The 21173-nt window shown below is 65.0% G+C and carries 19 protein-coding genes; 5 read left to right on the forward strand and 14 right to left on the reverse strand.

The window, feature by feature from the left end:
- Positions 1-86: 86 nt before the first annotated feature.
- Both ABZ193_RS08565 and ABZ193_RS08570 read left to right on the forward strand, forming a co-directional pair.
- Positions 87-1130 (forward strand): replication-relaxation family protein, encoded by a 1044-nt coding sequence (locus tag ABZ193_RS08565; protein ID WP_354709396.1) that lies wholly within the window; start codon positions 87-89, stop codon positions 1128-1130.
- Between the two features lie 3 nt (positions 1131-1133).
- Positions 1134-2078 carry a bifunctional lytic transglycosylase/C40 family peptidase gene (locus ABZ193_RS08570; RefSeq protein ID WP_354709397.1) on the forward strand — a complete coding sequence of 315 codons (945 nt, stop codon included), beginning with the start codon at positions 1134-1136 and terminating at the stop codon, positions 2076-2078.
- A 64-nt stretch (positions 2079-2142) separates the two neighbouring features.
- Here the strand turns inward: ABZ193_RS08570 and ABZ193_RS08575 are convergent, their stop codons facing one another.
- From ABZ193_RS08575 to ABZ193_RS08610, 8 genes are all read right to left on the reverse strand, one after another.
- Positions 2143-3159, reverse strand: coding sequence for a Fic family protein (locus ABZ193_RS08575; RefSeq protein WP_354709398.1), 1017 nt, complete (start codon positions 3157-3159; stop codon positions 2143-2145).
- A 186-nt stretch (positions 3160-3345) separates the two neighbouring features.
- A complete protein-coding gene (locus ABZ193_RS08580) occupies positions 3346-3810 on the reverse strand; it encodes a DUF4145 domain-containing protein (RefSeq protein ID WP_354709445.1) in 465 nt (154 codons plus the stop codon).
- A 362-nt stretch (positions 3811-4172) separates the two neighbouring features.
- A complete protein-coding gene (locus ABZ193_RS08585) occupies positions 4173-7016 on the reverse strand; it encodes a tetratricopeptide repeat protein (protein ID WP_354709399.1) in 2844 nt (947 codons plus the stop codon).
- Positions 7017-7372: 356 nt separating this feature from the next.
- Positions 7373-7654, reverse strand: a complete 282-nt coding sequence (locus ABZ193_RS08590; RefSeq protein WP_354709400.1) for a hypothetical protein — start codon at positions 7652-7654, stop codon at positions 7373-7375.
- Positions 7655-7735: 81 nt separating this feature from the next.
- Positions 7736-8602: a YgjP-like metallopeptidase domain-containing protein gene (locus tag ABZ193_RS08595; protein WP_354709401.1), complete on the reverse strand. Its 867-nt coding sequence runs from the start codon at positions 8600-8602 to the stop codon at positions 7736-7738.
- Positions 8599-9333 carry a DNA-processing protein DprA gene (dprA, locus tag ABZ193_RS08600; RefSeq protein WP_354709402.1) on the reverse strand — a complete coding sequence of 245 codons (735 nt, stop codon included), beginning with the start codon at positions 9331-9333 and terminating at the stop codon, positions 8599-8601. Before dprA ends, ABZ193_RS08595 begins: the two co-directional genes overlap by 4 nt.
- Positions 9334-9547: 214 nt before the next feature.
- Entirely contained in the window at positions 9548-10348 is an 801-nt protein-coding gene (locus ABZ193_RS08605; protein WP_354709404.1) for a hypothetical protein, read from the reverse strand.
- A 41-nt stretch (positions 10349-10389) separates the two neighbouring features.
- Positions 10390-11043 (reverse strand): hypothetical protein, encoded by a 654-nt coding sequence (locus ABZ193_RS08610; protein ID WP_354709406.1) that lies wholly within the window; start codon positions 11041-11043, stop codon positions 10390-10392.
- A gap of 27 nt (positions 11044-11070) precedes the next feature.
- Between ABZ193_RS08610 and ABZ193_RS08615 the strand changes: the two genes are divergently transcribed.
- Both ABZ193_RS08615 and ABZ193_RS08620 read left to right on the forward strand, forming a co-directional pair.
- On the forward strand, positions 11071-11850 hold the full coding sequence (locus ABZ193_RS08615) for a tyrosine-type recombinase/integrase (RefSeq protein WP_354709407.1): 780 nt from the start codon (positions 11071-11073) through the stop codon (positions 11848-11850).
- 151 nt (positions 11851-12001) lie between these two features.
- Entirely contained in the window at positions 12002-14434 is a 2433-nt protein-coding gene (locus ABZ193_RS08620) for a zinc-ribbon domain-containing protein (RefSeq protein WP_354709408.1), read from the forward strand.
- On the opposite strand, the gene ABZ193_RS08625 is transcribed toward ABZ193_RS08620, so the two are convergent.
- The 3 genes from ABZ193_RS08625 to ABZ193_RS08635 form a co-directional block, all read right to left on the reverse strand.
- Positions 14431-14817, reverse strand: a complete 387-nt coding sequence (locus tag ABZ193_RS08625) for a hypothetical protein (RefSeq protein WP_354709409.1) — start codon at positions 14815-14817, stop codon at positions 14431-14433. The two genes, ABZ193_RS08620 and ABZ193_RS08625, sit on opposite strands and share 4 nt — an antisense overlap.
- Before the next feature lie 121 nt (positions 14818-14938).
- Positions 14939-15319: a hypothetical protein gene (locus ABZ193_RS08630; RefSeq protein ID WP_354709410.1), complete on the reverse strand. Its 381-nt coding sequence runs from the start codon at positions 15317-15319 to the stop codon at positions 14939-14941.
- Positions 15320-15355: 36 nt separating this feature from the next.
- Positions 15356-15778 (reverse strand): phosphoadenosine phosphosulfate reductase family protein, encoded by a 423-nt coding sequence (locus ABZ193_RS08635; RefSeq protein ID WP_354709411.1) that lies wholly within the window; start codon positions 15776-15778, stop codon positions 15356-15358.
- Positions 15779-16024: 246 nt separating this feature from the next.
- On the opposite strand from ABZ193_RS08635, the gene ABZ193_RS08640 reads away from it, so the two are divergent.
- Complete coding sequence (locus ABZ193_RS08640) at positions 16025-16531, forward strand: GNAT family N-acetyltransferase (protein ID WP_354709412.1); 507 nt, start codon at positions 16025-16027, stop codon at positions 16529-16531.
- Positions 16532-16686: 155 nt separating this feature from the next.
- On the opposite strand, the gene ABZ193_RS08645 is transcribed toward ABZ193_RS08640, so the two are convergent.
- The 3 genes from ABZ193_RS08645 to ABZ193_RS08655 form a co-directional block, all read right to left on the reverse strand.
- Positions 16687-19263, reverse strand: a complete 2577-nt coding sequence (locus ABZ193_RS08645; RefSeq protein ID WP_354709413.1) for a tyrosine-type recombinase/integrase — start codon at positions 19261-19263, stop codon at positions 16687-16689.
- Positions 19151-20728: a tyrosine-type recombinase/integrase gene (locus ABZ193_RS08650; protein ID WP_354709414.1), complete on the reverse strand. Its 1578-nt coding sequence runs from the start codon at positions 20726-20728 to the stop codon at positions 19151-19153. The genes ABZ193_RS08645 and ABZ193_RS08650 overlap by 113 nt, the downstream gene beginning before the upstream one ends.
- Positions 20729-20843: 115 nt before the next feature.
- Positions 20844-21110: a hypothetical protein gene (locus tag ABZ193_RS08655; RefSeq protein WP_354709415.1), complete on the reverse strand. Its 267-nt coding sequence runs from the start codon at positions 21108-21110 to the stop codon at positions 20844-20846.
- Between the last annotated feature and the right edge of the window lie 63 nt (positions 21111-21173).

The following is a 21173-nucleotide window of genomic DNA, read 5'->3' on the forward strand; positions in this document are numbered from 1 at the left end:
TACTGCGCACGTCCGCCCCGGTGATCCCCGCATGCGTTGCCCTTCGCCTTCCCCCAATCCGGCCAACGCCTGGGAGGTGCCTACCCATGATCTCGAATCCCACGCCTCAAAGGGCATTGCGCGGGCACATGCCCCAGCGCCCCACGCCACGGGCAGCCACCACCGGGGAGCACCACGCCCAGCTCGCCGGGCGGCTCACCCTCCGGGACCGCTGGCTGGCCCGGATGCTGCACGAGCACAAGGTCTTCACCACCCAGCAGATCGTCGAACTCTGCTACCCGACCATGCGCGCGGCTAACCACCGCCTGCTCGACCTGTTCAAGTGGCGCGTCGTCGACCGCTTCCAGCCGTTCGTCAGCTCCGGCACCGCCCCGATGCACTACGTGCTCGACATCGCCGGAGCGGTCGCGCTCGCGTACGAGGACGGTCTCGACCCCAAACAACTCGGCTACCGCCACGAAGACGCCATCGGCATCGCCCACTCCCTGCGCCTCGCGCACACCGTGGGCGTCAACGGCTTCTTCACCACCCTCGTCGCGCTCGGCCGACGGCCCGGCGCCCGCGGACGCCTCACCGCGTGGTGGTCCGAGCTGCGCTGCGGACGGCTCTTCGGCGACATCGTTCGCCCCGACGCCTACGGCCGCTGGCGCGAAGACGGCCACCAGATCGAGTTCTTCCTCGAATTCGACTTCGGCACCGAAGACCTCGGCAAGCTCGGCCGCAAGCTGTACGGCTACGAAAAGCTCGCCACCGCAACGGGGATCACCACTCCCGTCCTGGTGTGGCTGCCCACCAACCGCCGCGAAACCACCGCGCGCAGGGCACTCGCCGACGCACTGTCCCAGTTGGACCGCCCCACGCTCGCGCCCGTAGCCACCAGCACCGCCGATGTCGCTGGCGTGGCCGGCGAGGACAACCCTGCCGCCGCGCGCTGGCTGCCGATCTCCGACCCGGCATCACGACGACCGGGCCGGCTGCGCCTTGTCGAGCTCGCGCAGATCTGGCCCCACGTCGACCAGCCCACCGCAGCGCCGTCCTCGACCGCGGCCCAGGCGCAGCAGGCGCCCGCGGAACTCACCGCGCCGGACCCGCTCCCGCCACCCCTCCCCACCAGCCGCTTCCGGAGGTGACCCATGAAGATCGCCGTTGCCGCTGTCGCGGCCATCATCGCCATCCCCATCCTCATCGGGGGCGTCGGCAAAGCCATTGTCAGTGCGCTGTTCGGCACCGGTGGCACTGAGCCGAGCCAGGCCGCGATCGCCGAGATCCCCAGCGACTACCTGTCACTCTACCGTGCAGCAGCCTCAGTGTGCCCAGGACTGGACTGGACAATCCTCGCCGCCATCGGCGATGCCGAATCCAAGCACGGCCGCGGCTCCGGCGAAGGCATCAAGGAAGGCGAGAACTACATGGGAGCAGGCGGACCCATGCAGTTCCTCAAGCCCACCTTCGACGGCGTGATCGCGCGCCACACGATCCCGCCCGGTGGCTCGAACCCGCCGTCACGCTACAACCCGCACGACGCCATCTACGCCGCCGCGTTCTACCTGTGCGATTCCGGCGCACAGAAGGACATCCGCAAGGCCCTGTTCGCCTACAACCACTCCGAGGAGTACGTCAACGGTGTTCTGGCACAAGCAAAACGGTACGGCACCGCCACCGTCGGGACCGGCGACTGCAACAAGATCCAGGCACCCAACCCGGCGGCGATCATGGCGATCAACTTTGCCTGCGGCCAGCTCGGCCTGCCGTATGTCTGGGGCGGCAACGGACCAGCCGGCGGACACGCCGGATTCGACTGCTCCGGCCTCACCAAAGCCGCCTACAACGCCGGCGGCATCAACCTGCCCCGCACCGCGCAAACCCAGTACAACGCGGGACCACTGGTACCCGCCGGCCAACCACTGCTTCCTGGCGACCTGGTCTTCTACGGCACACCCGGCAACGTCCACCACGTGGGCCTGTACATCGGCGCGGGCAAGATGGTGCACGCCCCGACGTTCGGCGAGCCGGTCCAGGTCAGCAACTACCGCTGGAACGGCGACGACTATCTCGCGGCGAGCCGTCCAGTTAGTTAAGTTTTCACCAGTTTGCGAAACTTCTTAAACTGGTGCCCGCGGATCGGACATGGCGCTCAACTTCCTATTCGAGTGCCGTCCATATGAATTCTTCAAGTTCGTGCATGCTTCCGCCTTGAGCGGCGTGTAGTGCACTAAAATAGATATCACGATCGGCGATCAGGTCAAATGACACTCGCCTCCGGATGAGTTCCCGGGCCGCCTGATCCGTGATGAGGCGTGCAAGGCGGTCATTGGCATCCAGGAACGGGAGCGGGGCGACGATTCCATAGTGCAGCTTCGCCAGCGACTGGACGACCTGCTTGGTGTCTCCCACGGAAAGAGCAAGTGCATACGAATTGCGCCACCAGATAAAGAGTTCGGCAAGGACGCGAGGAACATCTTCAGGGCGTGGTGGAGTGTAAATGACATCTCCCGCACCATTTCGCACTTGAGTATGCATCGTGCGGAGTCTCCCCGTGACCTGACCAAGCAGTCGGTCATTCGTGAGCATGGCGCGGTGTAGCAGTTGCAGCAGGGAAAAGTTCAAGTTTGCGATAGGGGCTGCCTCAGCGGCGATCCGTGGCACGAGATCGTCGTTATCGATAAGCTCCTGGAGGTGACTATGCCTCAGTGTGCTGAAGAAGGCCACCTGCTCCTCGGTACTCATCTTGCGGTTCAAGTACTCCAAGCGCAAGCCGTAGCCTCGTGGTGAGTCGAGAATCGAACGTATACGTTCCAGGTGGAAGATCTCGTCAACGACTGTGCCTTGGCGGAGGAGGTCTCGCCGTTGTCCAAGCGACAGGTGCTGGTTGACGAAGAACAGGAAGCCGTCGGCATCATTCCCGTCGACGCCCCGTCGGTCGGTAACGTACTTGGCCTCGATTTTTGCGAAGGACGGGCTGGTTGGAGGAAAATAGACTGCGGCGACGTAAAGCCTGCCGTCACGCCTGGCAAGGATATCCTTCTTGCCATCTGGCCCGCCAAGAGTCGCTTGCGGGTCGACGTCTGAATAGCCCAAGATCTGAAGCAAGTCCGCGCATAGGCGCTCGGCATTGACAGGGCCGCCACGCCAGTCCCTGAGCCTGCTCTCCGTCGTCATCGAGTTGGCAATCCCCACCTGATAGGCGCACCGCGGACGCTTGCAATGAACTTACACCTGTGGACGACGCCCACTTTCAGGTGGCTAGGCCCGCATCACGCCAGCGATGCCCACGAGGCACCCGCACTGTTGGTACCCCCTGCCAGTGACCACTCTTCGGCAAAATGTGATCGCTCCGATTCGATGTCAACCCTGATCATCGGCCGTTTTCGTGGACCGGCGTCGCGCCTTGAATTCCTCGAATCGAGTCGCATAAACGTATACATAGTCGAGGATGGCTTCCGTTAAAGCAATAGCATCGTCGACATCTTCGCGATTTATCTCTTCGCGATGACCGAAGTGGGCCGCAATATTGCGAAGCACGCGAAGTTCCGAGGCCCACTCTCGCATTCCGTGGTCTATAAGGCCCCTTTTCTGCAAACTGTGCAGGCTGCTCATCAGGTTGCGCTCCTTGATACCGTGTAGTTGTGCAAGTCCTTCTAGTACTCGACCGCACATGAGAACGGCCGGCAAGTTGAAGCCAGCGAGCGCTAACCGTTTAGCCTCTGCCAACTCGATGCTGAGCACGCTTGGAACTCGCGGGTTCAGGTCGTCAACGGCGGGATAGAGCCAAATCGGATCGGAGAACGATACTCCATCCTCTCCGTACATCACCAGCGGACCGCCGCATGAATCACAGATTAAGATTGAAAAGCGCCAATTTGGCGCAGATGAACCCCCATCGGTATGGATGACATGCGCTGCTTCGCGTGCAATGACGTGAGTGCGACATTGGGGGCACGTGCCCACAACGGACCGCACTCCGTTTTCATCCGTACCCATTAGTTGCCCCCTTGCACGATTGATCGGCGACTGTTCGAGTGTACTCGTCGAGCGTTCGATCGTGTTAGTAGCTCGTGGAGCTGGCCATAGATGCCGAGGAGCGGCTCCTACGCCAGCACCTGACGTCAATGTCCGTGTTGTCGTGCCAACTCGAATTGGTAACGAATCCAGGTTCGCGTAGGCTTCTCGACCTATGGAGCACAACGGTTGAGAATTAGGTTCATAAGGCGCCACTGGAACCATTCTTCGATCACGTCGTACTGTTGGGATTCGAGCCAGGACCGATACTGAGGTGAGATGGTGGCCAGAATGCTTGCCTCGTCCCCGTTCTCGGCCATCGAGACCAGTTCCTGGATTCCCGACGCTATGCGCTTTCCAGGTTCTACGTCGATGCCGGACGCCGTCCGAGCGTAGAAGGCAGGGCTGCGCGGCGAGCTTCGAACGAGGAGGGGTGGCCTGTTCTCGGGGAATCGGGCCACCGCGTGCCACGGGCATTTAACGGTCACCATGCTGGAGCACCACTGCATGAAGCTCAGCGGGTCTGCGTGCTCCGCGTCCCAGCCCCAGTCCGCGACACATCCACAGGTGTGCGCGATCGGAGTCCAGCTGATCCCGTCGTTCAGGTCTCCGAGGTTCAGAGGTCTCATGGTCACCGCTGGCCTGGCGTCCGCCCCGAGTACTGCCACGAAGTACATGTCGGCCACTGGGTCGCCCGCCTCACGGGCCTTAGCCAGCCACTCCAGCGCCTGAACGGAGTCGCCATGCTTGTGAAGGTAGATCGCGTAGCGGCCAATGGCCAACGGATGCCCTTCGACCGCGGCCCTCTTGAGCCAGGTCAAGGCCAGTTCGTGTTCGCCTTCGTTCCAAACCAGAGTGCCGAGGTCGAGCATCGCGTCCACGCGTCCCACGTTCGCGGCGCGTTGAAGCCAGGTCTTCGCCTCGTCGGAGCGCTCCTGCGATAGGTAGATCTCGCCGAGGCAGAACGCCGCGCTCGCATACGCGGTCGTGAAACCGTGGCGGTATTTCCCGATCGCGGCGTCGGTTGCCCCGACCGGCATCGCCATGTGGTGGAGATCGGTGCCCGCGAACGTGAGCCCGGCCTCAGCCGCCTCGTGCAGGCTTTTACAGGCTGCGTCGAGATCTCCTTGATTGCGCAGCATGCAGCCGAGGAAGAGCTTGCCCATGCCGTTGTCCCCGGCTTCCGACGCGGCTTCGTACCAGTGCCGCGCCATCTGGTAGTCGCCATCGTCCTCCAGTATCTGGCCGAGACCGACCATGGCGCCCGGGACGCCAGCCTCAGCGCCCCGACGGATCCAGGTATGAGCCTCGCCAGTTCGACCGAGCTGCTGCAACGCGACCGCGAGGATCGCCATCGATTCCTTGTCTCCGGCCTCGACCGCACGGCGGTACCAGGTTGCCGCGCCCTTGTCGTCTCCATCGTCGAGGCACGCCATCCCCAGGGCGGTCATGGCGCGGGTATCGCCAGCCTCCGCTAGCCGGCTCAACGCGGCTTCAGCGTGGTCGCGATGGCCGCAGGTGCTGGCGAACATCCCAATGGCGAGGGACGCATCATGATCCGCGTGCTCAACCAGCACGCCCCAGGGTTTGTCCGGGGACTGCCTGCGCGCACCGTAGCGCTGCGCCGCCCGGTGCGTGAGGATATCTGATGCCTGGTAGCCACCAAGTTCTCCAACGCGGCGCGCCATCGGAGTGAGGGGGGCAACGTTCCCGCGAACCGGATGTAGCGCCCACTGGAGCGCTGAGTCGAACCAGCCCGCCGTTGCTGTGGCCCGCTGCGCGCTGGTCAGATACTCCGCGGCCAGCGACTGCAGAAGACCCGGTGGGATTACCGCAGGGTGACCGCACAGCCGCGCCTCGACGGCAGCGGTGATGACGGCCGCGCCCACGGGGTCGCTGGGCTGCTCCCAACGGCGGATCAACTCAGGCGCGCACGCCAGACACGATGGAATCGCCGCGTCCGCCGAGCGTTCGACCGCCTCGCGGACACGGGGATCTCGTTCACCGACCGTCGCCGCGCGCCGGTATTCAGGCTCCGTGAAGGCTGAGGCGAGATCGAATCTGGTGGCGAGGCGGAGGATCGCGGTGGCGTCGGCGTTGAGATCCAGCGCGTGATCGTTGATGGGCGGGACGCAGAAACGGTCGAAATCTGCGGGCCACATAGTCCCTATGACAAGAAGAGGGCCGTTCTGCTCCGCGAGAACCTTGCGGATAGCTCGCAGACTTAGCGCGCCGGAATCCAGGTGGCGGGTTAGCTCGTCGAGCCAGATGACCGAGCGGTCCAGCGGGATTCCGGAGAGCAGCAACTCGTCCAGGTCGCTTGCCGTCGGCGGAATGATCATGCGCCAGCCAGAAAGCTTGGCGCGCACCGCCTCGTACACCGATCGCGTCTTGCCCGATGCCGACGGCCCCACTACGACGATGAAGCCACTTCGGCGCGCCGCGTCGCCAACCGCCTCCCAGAGCTCGGCGTCCACGTCGCGACGCACATACTCAGGCAGCTGCGCCGACAGCGACTCAGACGGTCCAGGTGGGAGCGGCAGTGCGGCATGGATACCCAGAAGAGCCCTTTCGATCGAGGAATCAACGACGGGCCAGCGTTCCGCCTCGGTGATGAACCACTCGATGAAGTCACCTCCGGCTTGGGCGCCTCGATCGGCCGTGCCCGTCACGGGATCGATCGAGCCGAGCCGGGACCGCACCCATTCCTCATGGGTCCGCTTCATCGCCTCAAGTCGCGAGACAGTCCAGGTAGCGGGATGCGAATCGATGAGCTGATGGTGATAGTTGCAGAGGAGAATCAAATTCTCGTACCGATTGCGCTCGCGGGACGTCAGCGGGGAGGCGCCACGAGGGCCGTGGGCACTGGCGCCCACGATATGGGCTATCTCGCCCAAGGACGCCACGGGGTCGCTGTCTGTCTGCTTCGCCGTGAGCGCCTTCTTGCAGCCGGGGAAAGCGCACATGTCGCCAGAGCGCTGGAACAGCTTGCGCTGTTCCGTTACAGGAACCCCCATCTGATCCCCCTGGGAAGCGTTCAGCTAGTACGGCTAATGCCGTTTCGTCGTCGGCTCGCTGCCGAGGCCGCGCGTGCGGCCCGACCAGCCTGCGTCGCCCCGTCATGCCTACTTCGGGCTGGCCCTGGCGGCTTGGAGCAAGTCGGACAGCCGCGCTGGTCCCGCGGTGCCCATGTTCTTCGACACCGGCCCTCCCACGCCACCCACGTCTTGCCGGTCGCTGACTATCGCCAACTGCCGCAAGCTCCCTCGCGCTCAACGACGCCAGTCGATCAATCAGGTGGTTCCACACGAAGGCGAGCGCTTCGGTTCTGACCTGCGCGAGCCGGCATTACGCAGACGGTCACGCAACGCGGTCACGCGTCTGCGTTGTCGTCCTTGCCTTCAAGCAGCTTGTAGAGGTTGGTGCGGTCCATGCCCAGTTCGCGGGCGACCTGCGCCTTCGGGACCTTGTCGTCGATCGCCGCAGTCATGCGTTCGAACCGCGCGTCACGGGCCTTCTTGAGCTCTTCGAGCGTTGTGACACGCTGGGCTTGTAGCGCCGCCTCTTGATCACGGATGCTCTGGAGCCGCTCTTGGAGCTCCTTGACCTTGGCCGCACTCTCCCGGAGCAGCTCGAAGTGCTGTTCCTTGTCCACTTCCTTGCCTCTTTCCGGGTCGTGTTGCCAAGCTGACGCAGCGACATGTTGTATCACACTGTAGACGGCAACAGTCCAGTTCTACACCTTAGTGGGGCCTCGCGTCGGGCACGACCGAAGCCGGCCGTCCCGAACGCGAGAGCCCAGGCAACTACGGGCAGCATGTCGGTGATGCCCTCGGGTTCTAGTCGCCAAGCCAGGCGTGGCGGCCGACCTCGGCGAGTTGGGTCCGTCGCTGTTGCCAGTCCGGCATCCAGAGGTGCATCCGCCGTTGCCATGCGCGGCCGTGTGGGCGTCCGCTGGGCTGGGTGGCGTGACCCTTTCGTGGACGAGCACATACTCGATCAACGGGAGCGGCAGGCCGAACACGGCCCAGTGCAGCGTCGTCGTGTGCTTCGGCGGTCCCTCGTAGATGCCCCAGCGGCGCCGTCCGAGATCGCGAACTGCGTAGCTCAGGCCGGTGATGTGGCCATCCAGTTCGTACTGGCGTCCCTCGCGGCGCAACCAGGCGAGCCCGACCTGCTGGTACAGGCCGATCACTGCCCGGCGGACCAGCTCTGGTCGCTGTCTCCGCGCGGACACGACGCCGTCGGACGTGATCACAGGCAGCTGTGCGGCACCCGCGGGCGAGGCTTCGACGAGCTGGAGCCGGTAGTGCCGGCCGAGCAGGTCGAACTCCTCACCGTCGCCGAACTCCTTGACCGCGTGATCCGGGTCCAGCCGGGTGGCGATGTCCACCTTCTCGGTGATCCATCGACGATGGCCGGCGACAAACCGCGCCACCTGTTCCGGGGCGGCCGTCGGCGGGATCAGCACGGCGACACCGCCTCCTGGACTGACCTGGATGCCTGTCTTGCGCCGTCGTGGACGGATGGCCACCTCGACCTGCCACTCGGGCGGCAGGTCGAGGGCGGCCAGGGCGGTTCGGAAGGCGTCAGGGCCGGTCATCGCACTCCCTCCTGGTAGTTGATGTGCTCGACTGAGCTGGCCACGGTGGCGGCGCCGGTGCGCAGCAGTTCGTTGACGCCCTTCGACGGGGCCGAGTGAATCGGACCGGGCACGCCGTAGACCCGGCGGCCGAGCTCGCCAGCGGCTCGGGCGACGGCGAGGGCGCCGCTGCGCTGCCCTGCTTCAACGATGACGGTCGCCGCGGCGAGCGCAGCCAGCAGGCGGCACCGTGCGTGGAATCGGATGCGGGTCGGTGGTGTGCCGATCGGGTACTCGCTGACCAGCAATCCGCCCTGGTCGATCACGGTTTGGTAGAGCCGGGCGTGCTGGTGTGGATGGGTTCGGTCGACGCCGTTGGCGAGCACGACGATCGTCCTGCCCTCGGCCGCCAGTGCGCCACGGTGCGCCTCCTCGTCCACACCGAGGCCGCCGCCGCTGACGACGGTCACCCCGGCGCGGGCGAGCTCGTAGCCGAGGTCCGCGGCGATCGTGTTTCCGTACGCCGAGGAGGCACGTGCGCCTGTGACGGTGACGGCAGGGCCGGTGAGCTCGGCCAACGAGCCGTTGCCGCGGACCCAGAGCGCGAGCGGGATGCCGAGGCTGGCCAGGGCGGTCAGCCGTCCGAGCGGCCAGTCGCCGTCTTCGGGCGTGAGCAGGTGTGCCGTGCCGCTGTCGAGGGCCCGCAGGTCGTCATCGATCTGGGCGTCGGGCCGAGTGATCTCGTTGAGCACGGCGGCCGGGGCGGTGCCGTGTCGAATCTGCGCGACGGCGTCAACCGGCCCGTGGACGGCGACGTAGTGGTGAAGGGCGGGTGCGGGTGGTTCGGCCGCGCGCAGAAGGAACAGGCGGGCGTGCAGTTCGTCGTGTGCAGGCATGGTTCAACTCCTCGATGGGTAGGGCTTGCTCGGGTCGGTGGGCTTCGCTGGTGCGGTTGGCGGGGCCCGACTAGGGCTCGGTGCGGTCGTGCAGCGGGATGGGCAGGCTGTGCCCGATCAGTTCGCGCCAGCGGGAGTCGCTGGTGTGGATGTGCGCACCGGAGGCCATGAACCACTTGCCGGGCGGAGCGTCGGCTGGGCGTGCGACGTAGCGGCCGTACTGGAACAGCAGGTAGACACCCGGTGCGTCGTCGGAAGGTTCGGAGATGCGGGCGAAGGCTGGCAGCGTCCGGTCTTCGCCGACGCCGAGGATCGTCACGTAGTGGACGCGGGAGGACAGGCCCTTGTTGGGGCAGTGGATCGGGCCGGTCAGAATCTCCGCGCGCAGTCCTTTCCGGACGACCGGAACCTTGATGACGCCGTCCCCTACTTCGGGGATCTGGTCGAGTTCCGTGATACCCCACGGTGTTTCGGTGTAGGCAGCCAGAAGCCGGTAGGCCGGGACACGATTCGCTCCATGGCGCACGTTCGCTGTGGCCTCGGCGGGCAGCCGGGTCAGCACGGTCTCGCGCAAGCGGCGCGTCCAATCGTGCGCCTCGCTGGTGTGCCAGCCGATCGTGCCGCTGGTCTGGTATTCGTAGCATTCCAGCAGGCACAGCACGGCGATCGGATGCAGCGCGCGGTCGGTCACCGTCGCGACGTAGTCCGGCGGCTCGCCGTCCTGTTGCTCGACGTCGCGGTGGGGTCGGTGCTGTTGAAGCAGCATCTGGCCGACCGGGGTGAGATCATCGAATACGTCGATCAGGCCGAATTGCAGTCCGGCGTTGACGAGTCCGTCGATGTGGGCAGGGTGCAGGTCGAACCGAGACATGGCGGTATCCCTTCAAGAGAACAGAGATTTCGGTGCGTGGTTCAGGCCGCGTTGCTGCGGCCTTGGCTGTCAATGAGGGCTTGCTGCACGGCGGTGATGGCCGTGTCGACGCGGCGTTCCAGCCGGCCCAGCGCCTCGTCGGTGTGGTCGGCCCAGGCGTTGGCGAAGCTGTCGAGCTCCTTGTCCTGTGCCTGGGCGGGAGCGACCGTGTAGAACTCCTCCTGGGTCGGATAGATCCCGTCGCAGCGTCTGCGGAGCCACAGCCGGCGGTGGGTATCTCGGTCACCGTCGCGGACCGGTGCTCCGGCGATCTCCTCGTTCTTCGTCAGCGGGATGTCGACGAGCCGGCTGACTTCTGTCAGCGCGGTGTGGACGGTGCGGTGTCCACCGAGCAGGACGCTGTCCACGGATCGGATCGCGTTGGCCGGCGCGTAGTAGAGCCGGCGCACGCGGTAGATCGCCCACGGCATCGTCTTCATGCGGGCGACGGCGAGCGTGATGGGCTCGGTCACCTGGTCGCGGTGAAGTCGCGTGATGAGTGACTTGCCGGGCCCGAACAGCCCTGATCGAGGGTTGAGCGCCAGACAGACGTACTCGTCGATGATGTGTTGTGCCGCTCCGGTTGGCAGCGCAGAGAACCGTGCGAGTTGCTCGGGCCAGCCGAGCGGGTTCCCCGATACCTGCCAGCCGACCAACTCGAAGCCGTCGAGGACGCGATACGGGTGCTGCCCGACCCCTACCAGCGTGCGGCCAACCTCGTTGCCCGCTGGGTCCATCCCGAAGCCGCCGACGCTCTCCGGGAGTGTGTCGCGGCCACCCGCCAACGGCAGCAGCGGCCTCTCGTCGACGAGGTCACCGGCAAGCCGACCCGCTACGTCTTCCAGATCAGGGGACGACTCATGTCGGAATACCGGCTGTTCGACACGGCCCTGCAAGCCGCGTGCGAGCATGCCGGTCTCGTCGACGAGACTGGCGCCAAGCTGGTCACCTCGCACCGATTCCGGCACACCGTAGGCACCCAACTCGCCGAGGAAGGCGCCCGCCTGCAGACAATCATGTCCGTCCTGGGCCACCGCAGCAGCACGATGAGCCTGGTCTACGCGCGCATCACCGACACCACCGTGCTCCGGGACTACAAAAATGCCCTCCGACCGGGCGCCCGCATCGCCGGCCGCGCCGCCCAGGCGCTACGCAACAACGAGCTACCCCAGCAGTCGCTGGACTGGCTTACCAGCAACTACTACACGACCGCGCTCGAACTCGGGCACTGCCTACGCCTCCCCGAAGAAGGCCCCTGTGAGTGCGACCTCTTCCTGACCTGCACAAAGTTCCTCACCACCGTCGAGTACACCCCGCGCCTCAAGGAACGGCTCCGCCTGGAACGTACGCTCGCCGAGGACGCCCTCCGCCGTGGATGGCCCCGCGAAGCCGAACGGCACGGCACCGTTGCCCGCCGCCTGTGCGACCTGCTCGACGAACTAGACCAAGAAGCCGATGTATGAAAAATCCGGACCCCGCCAGCCGTTGTCGCGGTCGGCGTGGGTCTTGGCTGTGCATCGTCGGACTGGCAGCCCGAGCGGCCAAAAATGTCAGACCCTGCTGACAAGATGCTGCCCGTTCACTCCACTAGCGACCACAAGGACACCAGCCCGCATGCGAGCACGTGCACGGATCCGTCGACAACACCCTTTGCTCCCCGCTGCGCTGGAAGGCCGCACCCTCCGCCCACTCCGGAATCTCACCCGCCCCAGCTTGGGGGACCAAGTGACAGCCGGATCCAGCGACCGATTCTTATGGGAGTGCTTGAGCTGCCACCACGAGTGGGAAACCAAAGCAAGCAAGGTGGCAGCAGAAGGAAGCGGATGTCCACGTTGCGCCGGTCGCATTCATGAGTCACTGGCATCAGCCATTGCTTCCACCACATTAGAAATCGTCAAAAATCTCACGAATCCACATCAATCAATCAGTGAGGTTAGCTGCCGTTCTAGAAATATTTGCCTATGGAAATGCCGAGCATGTGGACACCAATGGCAAACACGGGTATCACGCGCTATAGACGATGGATGTCCTTTGTGTGCGCGTCGATCAACCTTACCCGCAGAACCAGTAGCAGCACTCCGTCCCGATCTGGTCCCCGAATTCGTCGATAACCTTACTTCTGGGCGCAGCCTCACTCAACTCACGCGAGGGTCACGTGATCGGTGTCAATGGGAATGCTCAACCTGTGGCCATCGCTGGATTGCCACGGTGGCAACACGAGCGACCGCCGGTTCCGGATGCCAAAAGTGTGGCCGCATAAAAACCGGAGAAAAGCTTATGAAGCCACTCGGTGCCACCTTTCCCAGGCTTGCGCTTGAATTCCAACGAAACCTCACTCGACCCGATCGGACCGCGGACACAACACCCTCCGCCGGAACCGATCGAGTCGAATGGAGATGCACGTTCGGCCACGTGTGGCAAACCACAGTTTGCCAGCGAAGCAAACAAAAAACAGGATGTCCAACCTGTAAAGCCATGACACGGCGAAGTCGCTTCGAGTTGGAAGTTGGTCATCTACTTTCGGCAGCGACTGGCCTCACCGTGAGCTATGACTTTCTTGTTCAATGCAGCGTAAATGGTCGAACTCGAAATTATCGAGTCGACCTACATCTACCAGAAGTTGGGATTCTGATCGATCTTGACCCATTCTCCTGGCACAAGTCAGCCGACAATGTCCTACGGGATCAGCGCAAGGCCGACCGCCTAACTAGCCGCCACTACATCCGTGTTCGACCTCGCATCCTTGCGTCACTGCGGGCGACTACGGTCACCGTAGATGACCGCGGTACCGATCCAATCCTCTGGCTGGATGCCGTGTGCAGCTATCTCAAGCAACATAACGTTTCTGCGCGCCAGCTGAATGACAAGCAAATCAAAGAATGCTTGACTGCCGCAGCACGCGAGTGGATCAACCTGGTGGGAACACCCCCATCGCCCTCGCTCGCATCAGCCTTTCCCGATATCTCGCGAGAGTTCGTCAGTAACTGCAATAGGCCGGGAATAACGCCTGAACTGATGCATCCAGGGAGTAACGATCGATGCAAATGGAAATGTTCAAGATGTGGCCACGAGTGGGCCACCAACGTGAATAGTCGCACTGCCGACTCCTCCAAGTGTCCCCTCTGTGCCCGCATTACTGCTGGACGACTACGGGCGCTTGCGATCGCCGGGAAATCACTGGCGGAGCTCCGTCTGGACGTGGCGCAGTGCTTTCTGGAGAACTTGAGTAATCCCGATGCAGGACCAGACCGGCTCTACGTCAGCAGCGGAGACCGATGCCTGTGGTTGTGCCCAGGTTGCTCCAATACTCGCATCTGCCGCGTTGCCGATGCGGTCAAGGCGATAGCCTGCGTCAAGTGCGGATATGAACGAATCGGTGCCGCACGTATTCTCGATGCCTCGACACGGGGCCGTGTTCTGTCAGTAACCCACCCCGAGCTTGCCGCCCAGGTCGATGTCGACGGAACCGGACGCACACCAGAAGAGATCCCGACTGCAGGGCGAGCAGCTATCTGGTGGAAGTGCCCAGCTGGCGATGATCACCGCTGGAGCGCCCCGCCATACAGTCGAACTAGCCCCTCGTGTCCCACAGGATGCCCGTTTTGTTCCGGCCGCCGACCTTCGTCAACGACCCAGCTTGATGTCACTCACCCAGAACTCGCCGCTCAACTAGATCTGACGAAAACAACAATCTCTGCTGCACAGCTTACTGCTGGAAGTAACAAAATTGTCCCCTGGTTCTGCCCAACGGCGCCCGATCACCGCTGGACAGGATCACCCGCATCGCGAATAAACAAGGGGCGAGTCGCAGGCTGTCCGTTCTGCGCCGGCAAGAGACTCTCAGCGTCTAACAGACTGACAACCAGGGCGCCCGAGGTTGCCGTCTACTTAGATGCCGAACAATCGGGAAAGACTGCAGATCAGCTCTATTTCAGGTCCCGATTTAAGGCAGTTTGGACCTGCACTGCAAACCCAGAACATTCCTACGCATTACCGGTCCGCGATCGTCTCGTCACCACTGGACGATGTCCGCAATGTCGGAATTAGCCAGGCGCAGAGTAGCGAGTGGCGAGTTGGGGGGTACGGCATAGCCAAGTGCAGGCAAAGCTCAAGGTCACGCACTGGTCATCACGGATGGTCGACAGCGTCAAGGTGTCCAGATAAGCGGGTGCAGCGCCGGTTCGCTCGTGCATTGGCGCGGCAGGTCGGCCAGTCGCATCATCAGCACGGCGCGGTGCTCCCAGCGGCCGACCGCACACTCCGCACCATCGGTTGACCAAGGCGCGGCCCACTCGATCGCGATCGACCGAGCCGAAGAGGTAGCGGCCGTCGGCCGTGCGGGGCGTGATCCAGGGCATGACCAGTCCGCCCACGGTCGGGAGGTGCTGTACCGACCACGGAATCGGCGGCACGGTGACGTCGTCGGTCATGATCCTTTCCTGTTCTCCATGGGGTTGTCGCGTCGCGCACGCACGCGAATGCCCGTGCGCGACGCTGAAGGTGGGGAGTGACGGTGAGGTGGATGTTCACGTCGGGCCTGACTGCGGGCGGTCAGGCCGCGCGTGGCCTGGTGTCGCGTGCGTGCCTGTTGGCGTGGCTGCCGGTGCGGAGTTCGAGCCGCACGGTTTGGTTGTGGCAGCGGTACAAGGCGCGTGGGTCGAGCCAGTCGGTGTCCCGGTTGTCGTCCGGCGCGAGGCCGACGGCGGTGGGCACGCCGAGGTCGGCATCGGTGTCGGTGAACAACGTGCCGGCGCCGAGCGTGATCTCCTCGCCAACCGTCGGCGTGGTGGTCGCCAAGGCCCGCGCAATGTCGCCACAGTGGCCAGAGCGACGTGTCTCGACCACGACGGCGACCAGTTGCCCAAGTTGGCCGACGGGTGCGTTCTCGAACGAGACGTAGTCCTCGGCGTCCGGGCCGGTGAGCAGGAACACGGTGCCGTAACGGTCGGACTGGCGCTCGAATCTCGGTCACCACAGTCGGCCCTGGCCGAGCTCGATCGTGGCCGTCTCCTCGTTGTGTTCCGTGTTTGCGGGTTGCTCGGCGGTGGCGATGATCTCGGCCATGGACAGGTCGTTGCGGAACCGGTGCCCGATCTCGGCTTCCAGTTCGGCGTACTCGGCGGCCAGTGACGGGCGTAGTTGTGCGGCGCGAACGAGATCCGCGCGGCTGCCGAGCACGCACAGCGAGCACGACAGTCGGGTCATGCCCTGCTCGTAGGCCGGGTGGTACGGCACGCCGGACGCCCGGATGCGTTGCCACACTTGGCTTTCGGTCCAGTCGTGGATCGGAAGCCAAGTGTCTACAGTGCGCCGGCCACTGCTGGCGGCCTCGTCACGGCTCAGGCGTGCCTTCTTCAGCCGAGCGCGGGACTCCTCGGCGCGCAGGCCCATGCAGTTCAGCACGCGGGCCGGACGGCCTAGATCGCCGAGCTCGGTGACCAGTTGCGTGATGAGTTTCCTTGCTGGGCCTCGCTTCTGATCCGAAGTGCTTATCTGCACCTTCCGATGGTTGGACGCTCGGGGGTGGCATTTCGGGTCTGCCCGCTGGTCAGCGGGTCGTTGTAGGGCGGCGACGCTGAGAACACCGGAACGCTTACTGCCGCCCTCGTGCGCGGCTTGGATCGATAGGGTTCCGGTATGCCCCACCTGATCGCGCCCACCACGCAGCTGCATGACGCCTGGCTTGACGCGCATGCCGAGTGGGGCCCTGGCCTCCACGAAGACGGCTTTGGACTGGCGCCGACCGATGAGGTTGACTCGCCTGAAGGGTTCGCGGCCTGGGTAGCGCGGCTGGCCGCGGAGTCGGATCGGGCCACGTGCCGGTGGATCGTCGAGGACGACCAGGTACTCGGCGGGATCGCGCTGCGGCATGAGTTCACCGACTACGTGCAGTGGGCCGGTCACATTGGGTTCGGTATCCGGCCGACCGCGCGACGGCGTGGGCTGGCCGCTTGGGCGCTGGGCCAGATACTCGACGAGGCGAAGGCACTCGGCATGGATCGGGTGCTGGTTGTCTGTGCGACCCACAACGTCGGCTCGGCGAAGACGATCGAGCGCGCCGGCGGTGTCTTCGAGGGGATCCGGGACACCGAGCATGGCCCCGTGCGACGGTACTGGATCATGATCAGCGAGCCGAGCGTATGACGTCTCCGCAGGCAGCCACTCACGGTCGCACGCGAGTGCAGGTCTGTCCCGCTCGCTGAGTTCGACGGCGTCCTCGGCAATGGGTCTTGGTGCGGAGCGACGCCCGCGACCACCAACGCGGATCTCTACTACGACCGATCGTTCACCTGAGGGAATCATTTTGGCTTCTCCTGCTGGTCGGTGGCACGGATGAGGGCCGGTATGCCGAGGTCGACGGTTGGTCGTCGGACCCGGCGTTGGGTGTCGTCGCGTTTGGCTCGCAGGAAGGTGAGGGTCATGTCGATGCCTTCGATCTCGCCGGCCCAGTTCTCGGTGGCGGCGCGGGCTCGGCGGTCGAGCAGGTCGGTTTCGAGTTCATCGAGTCGGGTGAGCATCTTGGGGTTGACGTGCAGCATTGGGCAGCGGATGCAGGCGTGTTCGTGCTGGCAGGGTGTGCCGTAGGGGCGTCCGCAGGAGCCGAGTTCGACCTTGCGTTTGTCGAAGTGCTCGTCAAACTCGGCCCATTCCTCGCTAGTGGCGTCGCGGTATTCCTCGACGGGGCGCAGCTCGCGGCGCTGGTCGAGGAAGGCGACGTAGTGGCGGACGATGTCTTCGTCGAAGACGGCGACATAGCCGCGGGTCGTTTGGATGTTGAGGTGGCCGAGCAGGGCTGCTCCGATGTGGATAGGCAGGCCGCTGTTGACCAGTTCGGTGGCGAAGATCCGGCGGAAGTCGTGTGGTGTGAAGCGGGTCGTGCGGAAGCCGGGATGCTGCTCGGCGAGCTCGTGACAGCGCCGTTTGATCATGTTCAGGACGGTGCCGCCGGCGATGACGCGGTTGGTGGACCCGATGCGGCGTTGGAACAGGAACGGCAGGTGCGGACTCCAGACCTTGTCGTGCGGGTCGAACCGGCTTAGCAGCGGGATGCTGCGTCCGGCTTGGGTGTGGCGGCGGATGACCGAGGCGATGACGTGGAACAGTTCGGCGCTCATCGGGATGACCCGCTCGCGGTCCGTTTTGGACGGTGCGATCACCAGGAGCGCGATCACCTCGCCGTTGGACCGGTGGTATTGGCGGATGCTGAGGTGGGTCAGCTCGCAGAGTTCCTCGATGCGGACGCCGGAGTGGCGCAGGGTTTCGACGCAGGCCCAGTCCCAGAACGCGGCTTCCTCGTCGGTCTCGATGTGGATCAGCTCGCCGGTGGCCTCGTCGAGCACCCGGACCGGGCTCTGACCACCGGACCGGCGCCGCTGGTGGAGGTCGCTTTTGGTGACCACCCGCTGGTAGGAGCGCCCGTCCAGCAGGAACGTCTCGCCTGGCTGAGCCTGGCGGGCGTGTTCGAGCAGTGTGCGCGTCTTGTCGTAGCGTTCCTCGACGTGCTGGACCAGGATCGGCAGCAGGGGTTGACGCTGGCGGGTGCGGTCGGCGGTACGTTCGTTGATCCGGCGTCGTCGTTTGTCCAGGCCGCGGATCTCGCTGGGTGGCACCGGGCAGGGCGCGACCCACTGTGCCCAGCGTTCGGGCTCGTCGGTGGCCCAGGTGTGCAGGTCGTAGTAGAAGCTGCGGACGCAGATCACGATGCCGTCGACACCGGCGCGGGGTTTGCCGTCGTCGCGGGTGCTGATCATGTGCCGCCAGCTCGCATAGACCTCTGGGGTGATGTGCAAGTCCGCCTGGCCGGGGTTGATCCGTTCGATCTTCTCCCAGAAGTGGTGCGCGACCTCCAGGACCATGTGCGAGATCGAGGCGTAGTCGGTGTCCGCGGCGCGGCGAGTGAAGTAGTCGATGAGCAGTTGCCGCACCGACCGGTTGTGGATCGGGTAGCGGTCGACCAGCTGCTCGATGGTGAGCTGACCGCGGGAGAGCGCCGCGCGCATGGTGGATGGCGTGTCGGGCGGGAAGTGGCCCATCTGGTGCAGGATGTTCCAGGCCGACAGGCCGACGAACCGGTTGGAGTACTTCTTGCCAGGGTGGGTGATCGCGCGGACGCGGCGGGTCTCGTGCCCGTAGTGCAGCAACGCGGCCGGTGTCAGGTCGGCGAAGCTGACGCCTTGGACGGTGAGCAGGCAGCACACGTCGAACAGTGCCTCCCGCCGGTGCGCCCAGGACACCTCGGCCGCGGCGGTCTGCTCGGCGTAGTTCTCCAGCAGCGGATCACCCTGCGCCGCAACGAAAAACTGCCCGTATTCCTTGAAGTCGTTCATCCGGAACGCCAGCAGCGACGGCTGGACGACGCGCAGGCAGAACAACGACCGCAGGCCCTGTCCGATCGCCATGCCGGTCTCGCGCCGCGAACCGAGGATGCCGACGCGTGCCTCGCCCCGGCCCAGCGGGCTGGCGTCCCACCGCTGCTGCCAGGTCCGGCCCGGATAGTCGGTCAGGTAAGTCAAGATGATCCCGGCGGCCTGTCCGCGCTGCTGACGGGTCGCTGGCGCGCCGTCCCAGGCCGTGGCCACCAGCCGGGCTATGTGGTCGATGGAGGCGCTGCCGAGTTCTCCGGCCGGGCGCGGAGGCGTCGCCGCGACGGCCGGTTGGGGTTCGATCTTGCCGGAGACGAACCGGCTGGCGAAGCCCAGCTCGTCCAGGACCGGTCCGTGGCGGTGCCGTCGGCTGTGCCCGGTCGTGGGGCTGGTCTGCGATTTAGGCACCGAACACCGCCTCGATGTCAGCGGCGGCGTAGCCGGTCGGGAACTGAGTTTGTGGCTTCGGCCGGGTGTAGTGCTCGGTGAGCTTGTCGAACAGTTCCTCAACACCGACCGACAGGTAGCGGCTGGTGGTCTCGATGTTGGCGTGCCGCAGGATGGCCTGGACCTCGGGCAGGGTCAGCGTCCCGCTGTTGGCCATCCTGGTCGCGGCGGTGTGCCGGGCGTCGTGCCAGGTCCAGTTCGTGCCCAGGACCGCGTTGGCGCGCTGCAAGATCCGCCGCAGCGCCCAGTAGGTCAGTGGCCGGTCTTCGCCGCGCCGGGTGCGCCAGATCGACTCGCCGGGAGCGGGCGTGCCGATCTCGTCGAAGTAGAGCGCCAGCCGGACGAACGCCTGCGGCGAGGCCGGGATCGCTTCCCGCTCGCGGGTTCCCTTGGACACCACGTAGATCCGGCGCCCGGCCCAGTCCAGGTCCTCCGGTGTCACACCGAGCAGTTCGGCGGCGCGGGCACCGCTGGAGACGAAGAACTCCAGCAGCGCGCGGTCGCGCTCACAAGCCATCGCGTCAAACAACTCGTCCCACAACCGGTCCGGGATCGCCCGTGGTGGCCGTTGCACCACCCGCTGCCGCAGCCGAGCCCGGCTCACCACGGGCTTGGGCTCCAACGGGCTCAAGTGCGTCAACGCGCGACGGCGTTGCGGCGAGGACGGCACCGGGTTCACCACCGGGCCTCGGCCGCTATGGCCGTGGTACTCGTAGAACCCGCTCACCGACGACAAGGCGTGGTTGATCGTCGTGCGCGCGTAGCCGGCCGCCAGCGTTGGCTTGCCGGTCCGCGGATTGATCGCGCCCGGCCCGCCCGTGCCGGGGTCACTCCGCCGGCGTTGGGGGTTCGGCGCGGTGCGCAGCCAGCCGACCAGGACGGCGACCTCCCCCTCGGTCGCCTTCTCCCAGGCCACGCCCAGCAGCCACAGCAACCTGAACCACCGCAACAGCCCGAACGCGTAACTACGGCAAGTCAGTGGGCTTCCGTCTCCCAGGGCCAAATCCCGCAGGTACTCGGTGACGTCCACGACCTCGACGCCAGCCGGGTCGAGCACGACGAACGGTGGATGGACACGCTCCACCTTGATGACTGATCCGATTCGGGGCACGGACGCACGGCCTTCCATGAGCTGACGGCGAAGGTCCACTGGCTTCTCCTTGATCACGACGTGAAGCGCCATGATCAACCAGTGGGAGATAGTGCAGATAACTGAGCAGTAGCGAGCCGAGGCGGAAGGCCAGCGCCCGCGGCGGCGTACTTGGTCGAGGAGCAGTCCTTGCTCGCGGTGGCGTTGTTCGTAGCGCACCCCGTAGTGCTCGGCCTGTTTGCGGGCGAGTTCGCTGGTGCCGGGCCACTCGACGTGGCCGAGCGCGCAGTGCAGGACCGTGATGCGATCGAGGACTCCCGCGGCTTCGGCGAGGGTATAGACCTCGTCGAGCATTGCTTGTAAGTCCTTTCCGCCGCTGCTGTTGACGAGGATGACGTCATAGGCGGCGAGGTCCGGCATGTCGGTGGTTGACGCGTGCATGAGTCACCTCTTCATCAACGTGACGCGATGAGATGTCCTGAGCGGACGATCAGCGGAGTCGTCCGACGATGCGCGAATGGCGCGAGCGCGGGCCGACGCTCGCGCGATGGGTGTGTCAGCCCTCGAACGTGACGTCGCCCTGGACGCAGATGCGCAGTGGAACCGTGCTGTCGTTGTCGTTGCGCAGTAGCCACGGTTCGGTGTCGTCGAGATCGATCGAAACTCGGACCTGCCGGCTGGCCGGGTCGACGTAGAGCGCGACGTGGACTCCGGCGACGGTGATCGTCGGCCGTTCGTCCTCGTTCGTGATCGGCTCGAAGGTGGCTGCACGGTTGGCCGCATCGGCGACGCCGGACAGATCGGTGTTGCCGGTGCTGTTCATGATGATCTCCTCGGACGGCGGACAGCGTCAGCGCCGGCCCGCGCGGACGCGGACCGGTGTGGC

Source organism: Amycolatopsis sp. NPDC006125, assembly GCF_040614195.1.
Lineage (GTDB): Bacteria > Actinomycetota > Actinomycetes > Mycobacteriales > Pseudonocardiaceae > Amycolatopsis_E > Amycolatopsis_E tucumanensis.

What these genes read in the sequence shown, in the direction of transcription:
- ABZ193_RS08570 (WP_354709397.1), top strand. Translation starts at nt 1,134, where the DNA reads ATGAAGATCGCCGTTGCCGCTGTCGCGGCCATCATCGCCATCCCCATC.
- ABZ193_RS08565 (WP_354709396.1), top strand. Translation starts at nt 87, where the DNA reads ATGATCTCGAATCCCACGCCTCAAAGGGCATTGCGCGGGCACATGCCC.
- ABZ193_RS08605 (WP_354709404.1), bottom strand. Translation starts at nt 10,348, where the DNA reads ATGTCTCGGTTCGACCTGCACCCTGCCCACATCGACGGACTCGTCAAC.
- ABZ193_RS08580 (WP_354709445.1), bottom strand. Translation starts at nt 3,810, where the DNA reads ATGTACGGAGAGGATGGAGTATCGTTCTCCGATCCGATTTGGCTCTAT.
- ABZ193_RS08650 (WP_354709414.1), bottom strand. Translation starts at nt 20,728, where the DNA reads ATGCACGCGTCAACCACCGACATGCCGGACCTCGCCGCCTATGACGTC.
- ABZ193_RS08595 (WP_354709401.1), bottom strand. Translation starts at nt 8,602, where the DNA reads ATGACCGGCCCTGACGCCTTCCGAACCGCCCTGGCCGCCCTCGACCTG.
- ABZ193_RS08575 (WP_354709398.1), bottom strand. Translation starts at nt 3,159, where the DNA reads ATGACGACGGAGAGCAGGCTCAGGGACTGGCGTGGCGGCCCTGTCAAT.
- ABZ193_RS08655 (WP_354709415.1), bottom strand. Translation starts at nt 21,110, where the DNA reads ATGAACAGCACCGGCAACACCGATCTGTCCGGCGTCGCCGATGCGGCC.
- ABZ193_RS08640 (WP_354709412.1), top strand. Translation starts at nt 16,025, where the DNA reads ATGCCCCACCTGATCGCGCCCACCACGCAGCTGCATGACGCCTGGCTT.
- ABZ193_RS08635 (WP_354709411.1), bottom strand. Translation starts at nt 15,778, where the DNA reads ATGGGCCTGCGCGCCGAGGAGTCCCGCGCTCGGCTGAAGAAGGCACGC.
- ABZ193_RS08585 (WP_354709399.1), bottom strand. Translation starts at nt 7,016, where the DNA reads ATGGGGGTTCCTGTAACGGAACAGCGCAAGCTGTTCCAGCGCTCTGGC.
- ABZ193_RS08620 (WP_354709408.1), top strand. Translation starts at nt 12,002, where the DNA reads ATGCGAGCACGTGCACGGATCCGTCGACAACACCCTTTGCTCCCCGCT.
- ABZ193_RS08625 (WP_354709409.1), bottom strand. Translation starts at nt 14,817, where the DNA reads ATGACCGACGACGTCACCGTGCCGCCGATTCCGTGGTCGGTACAGCAC.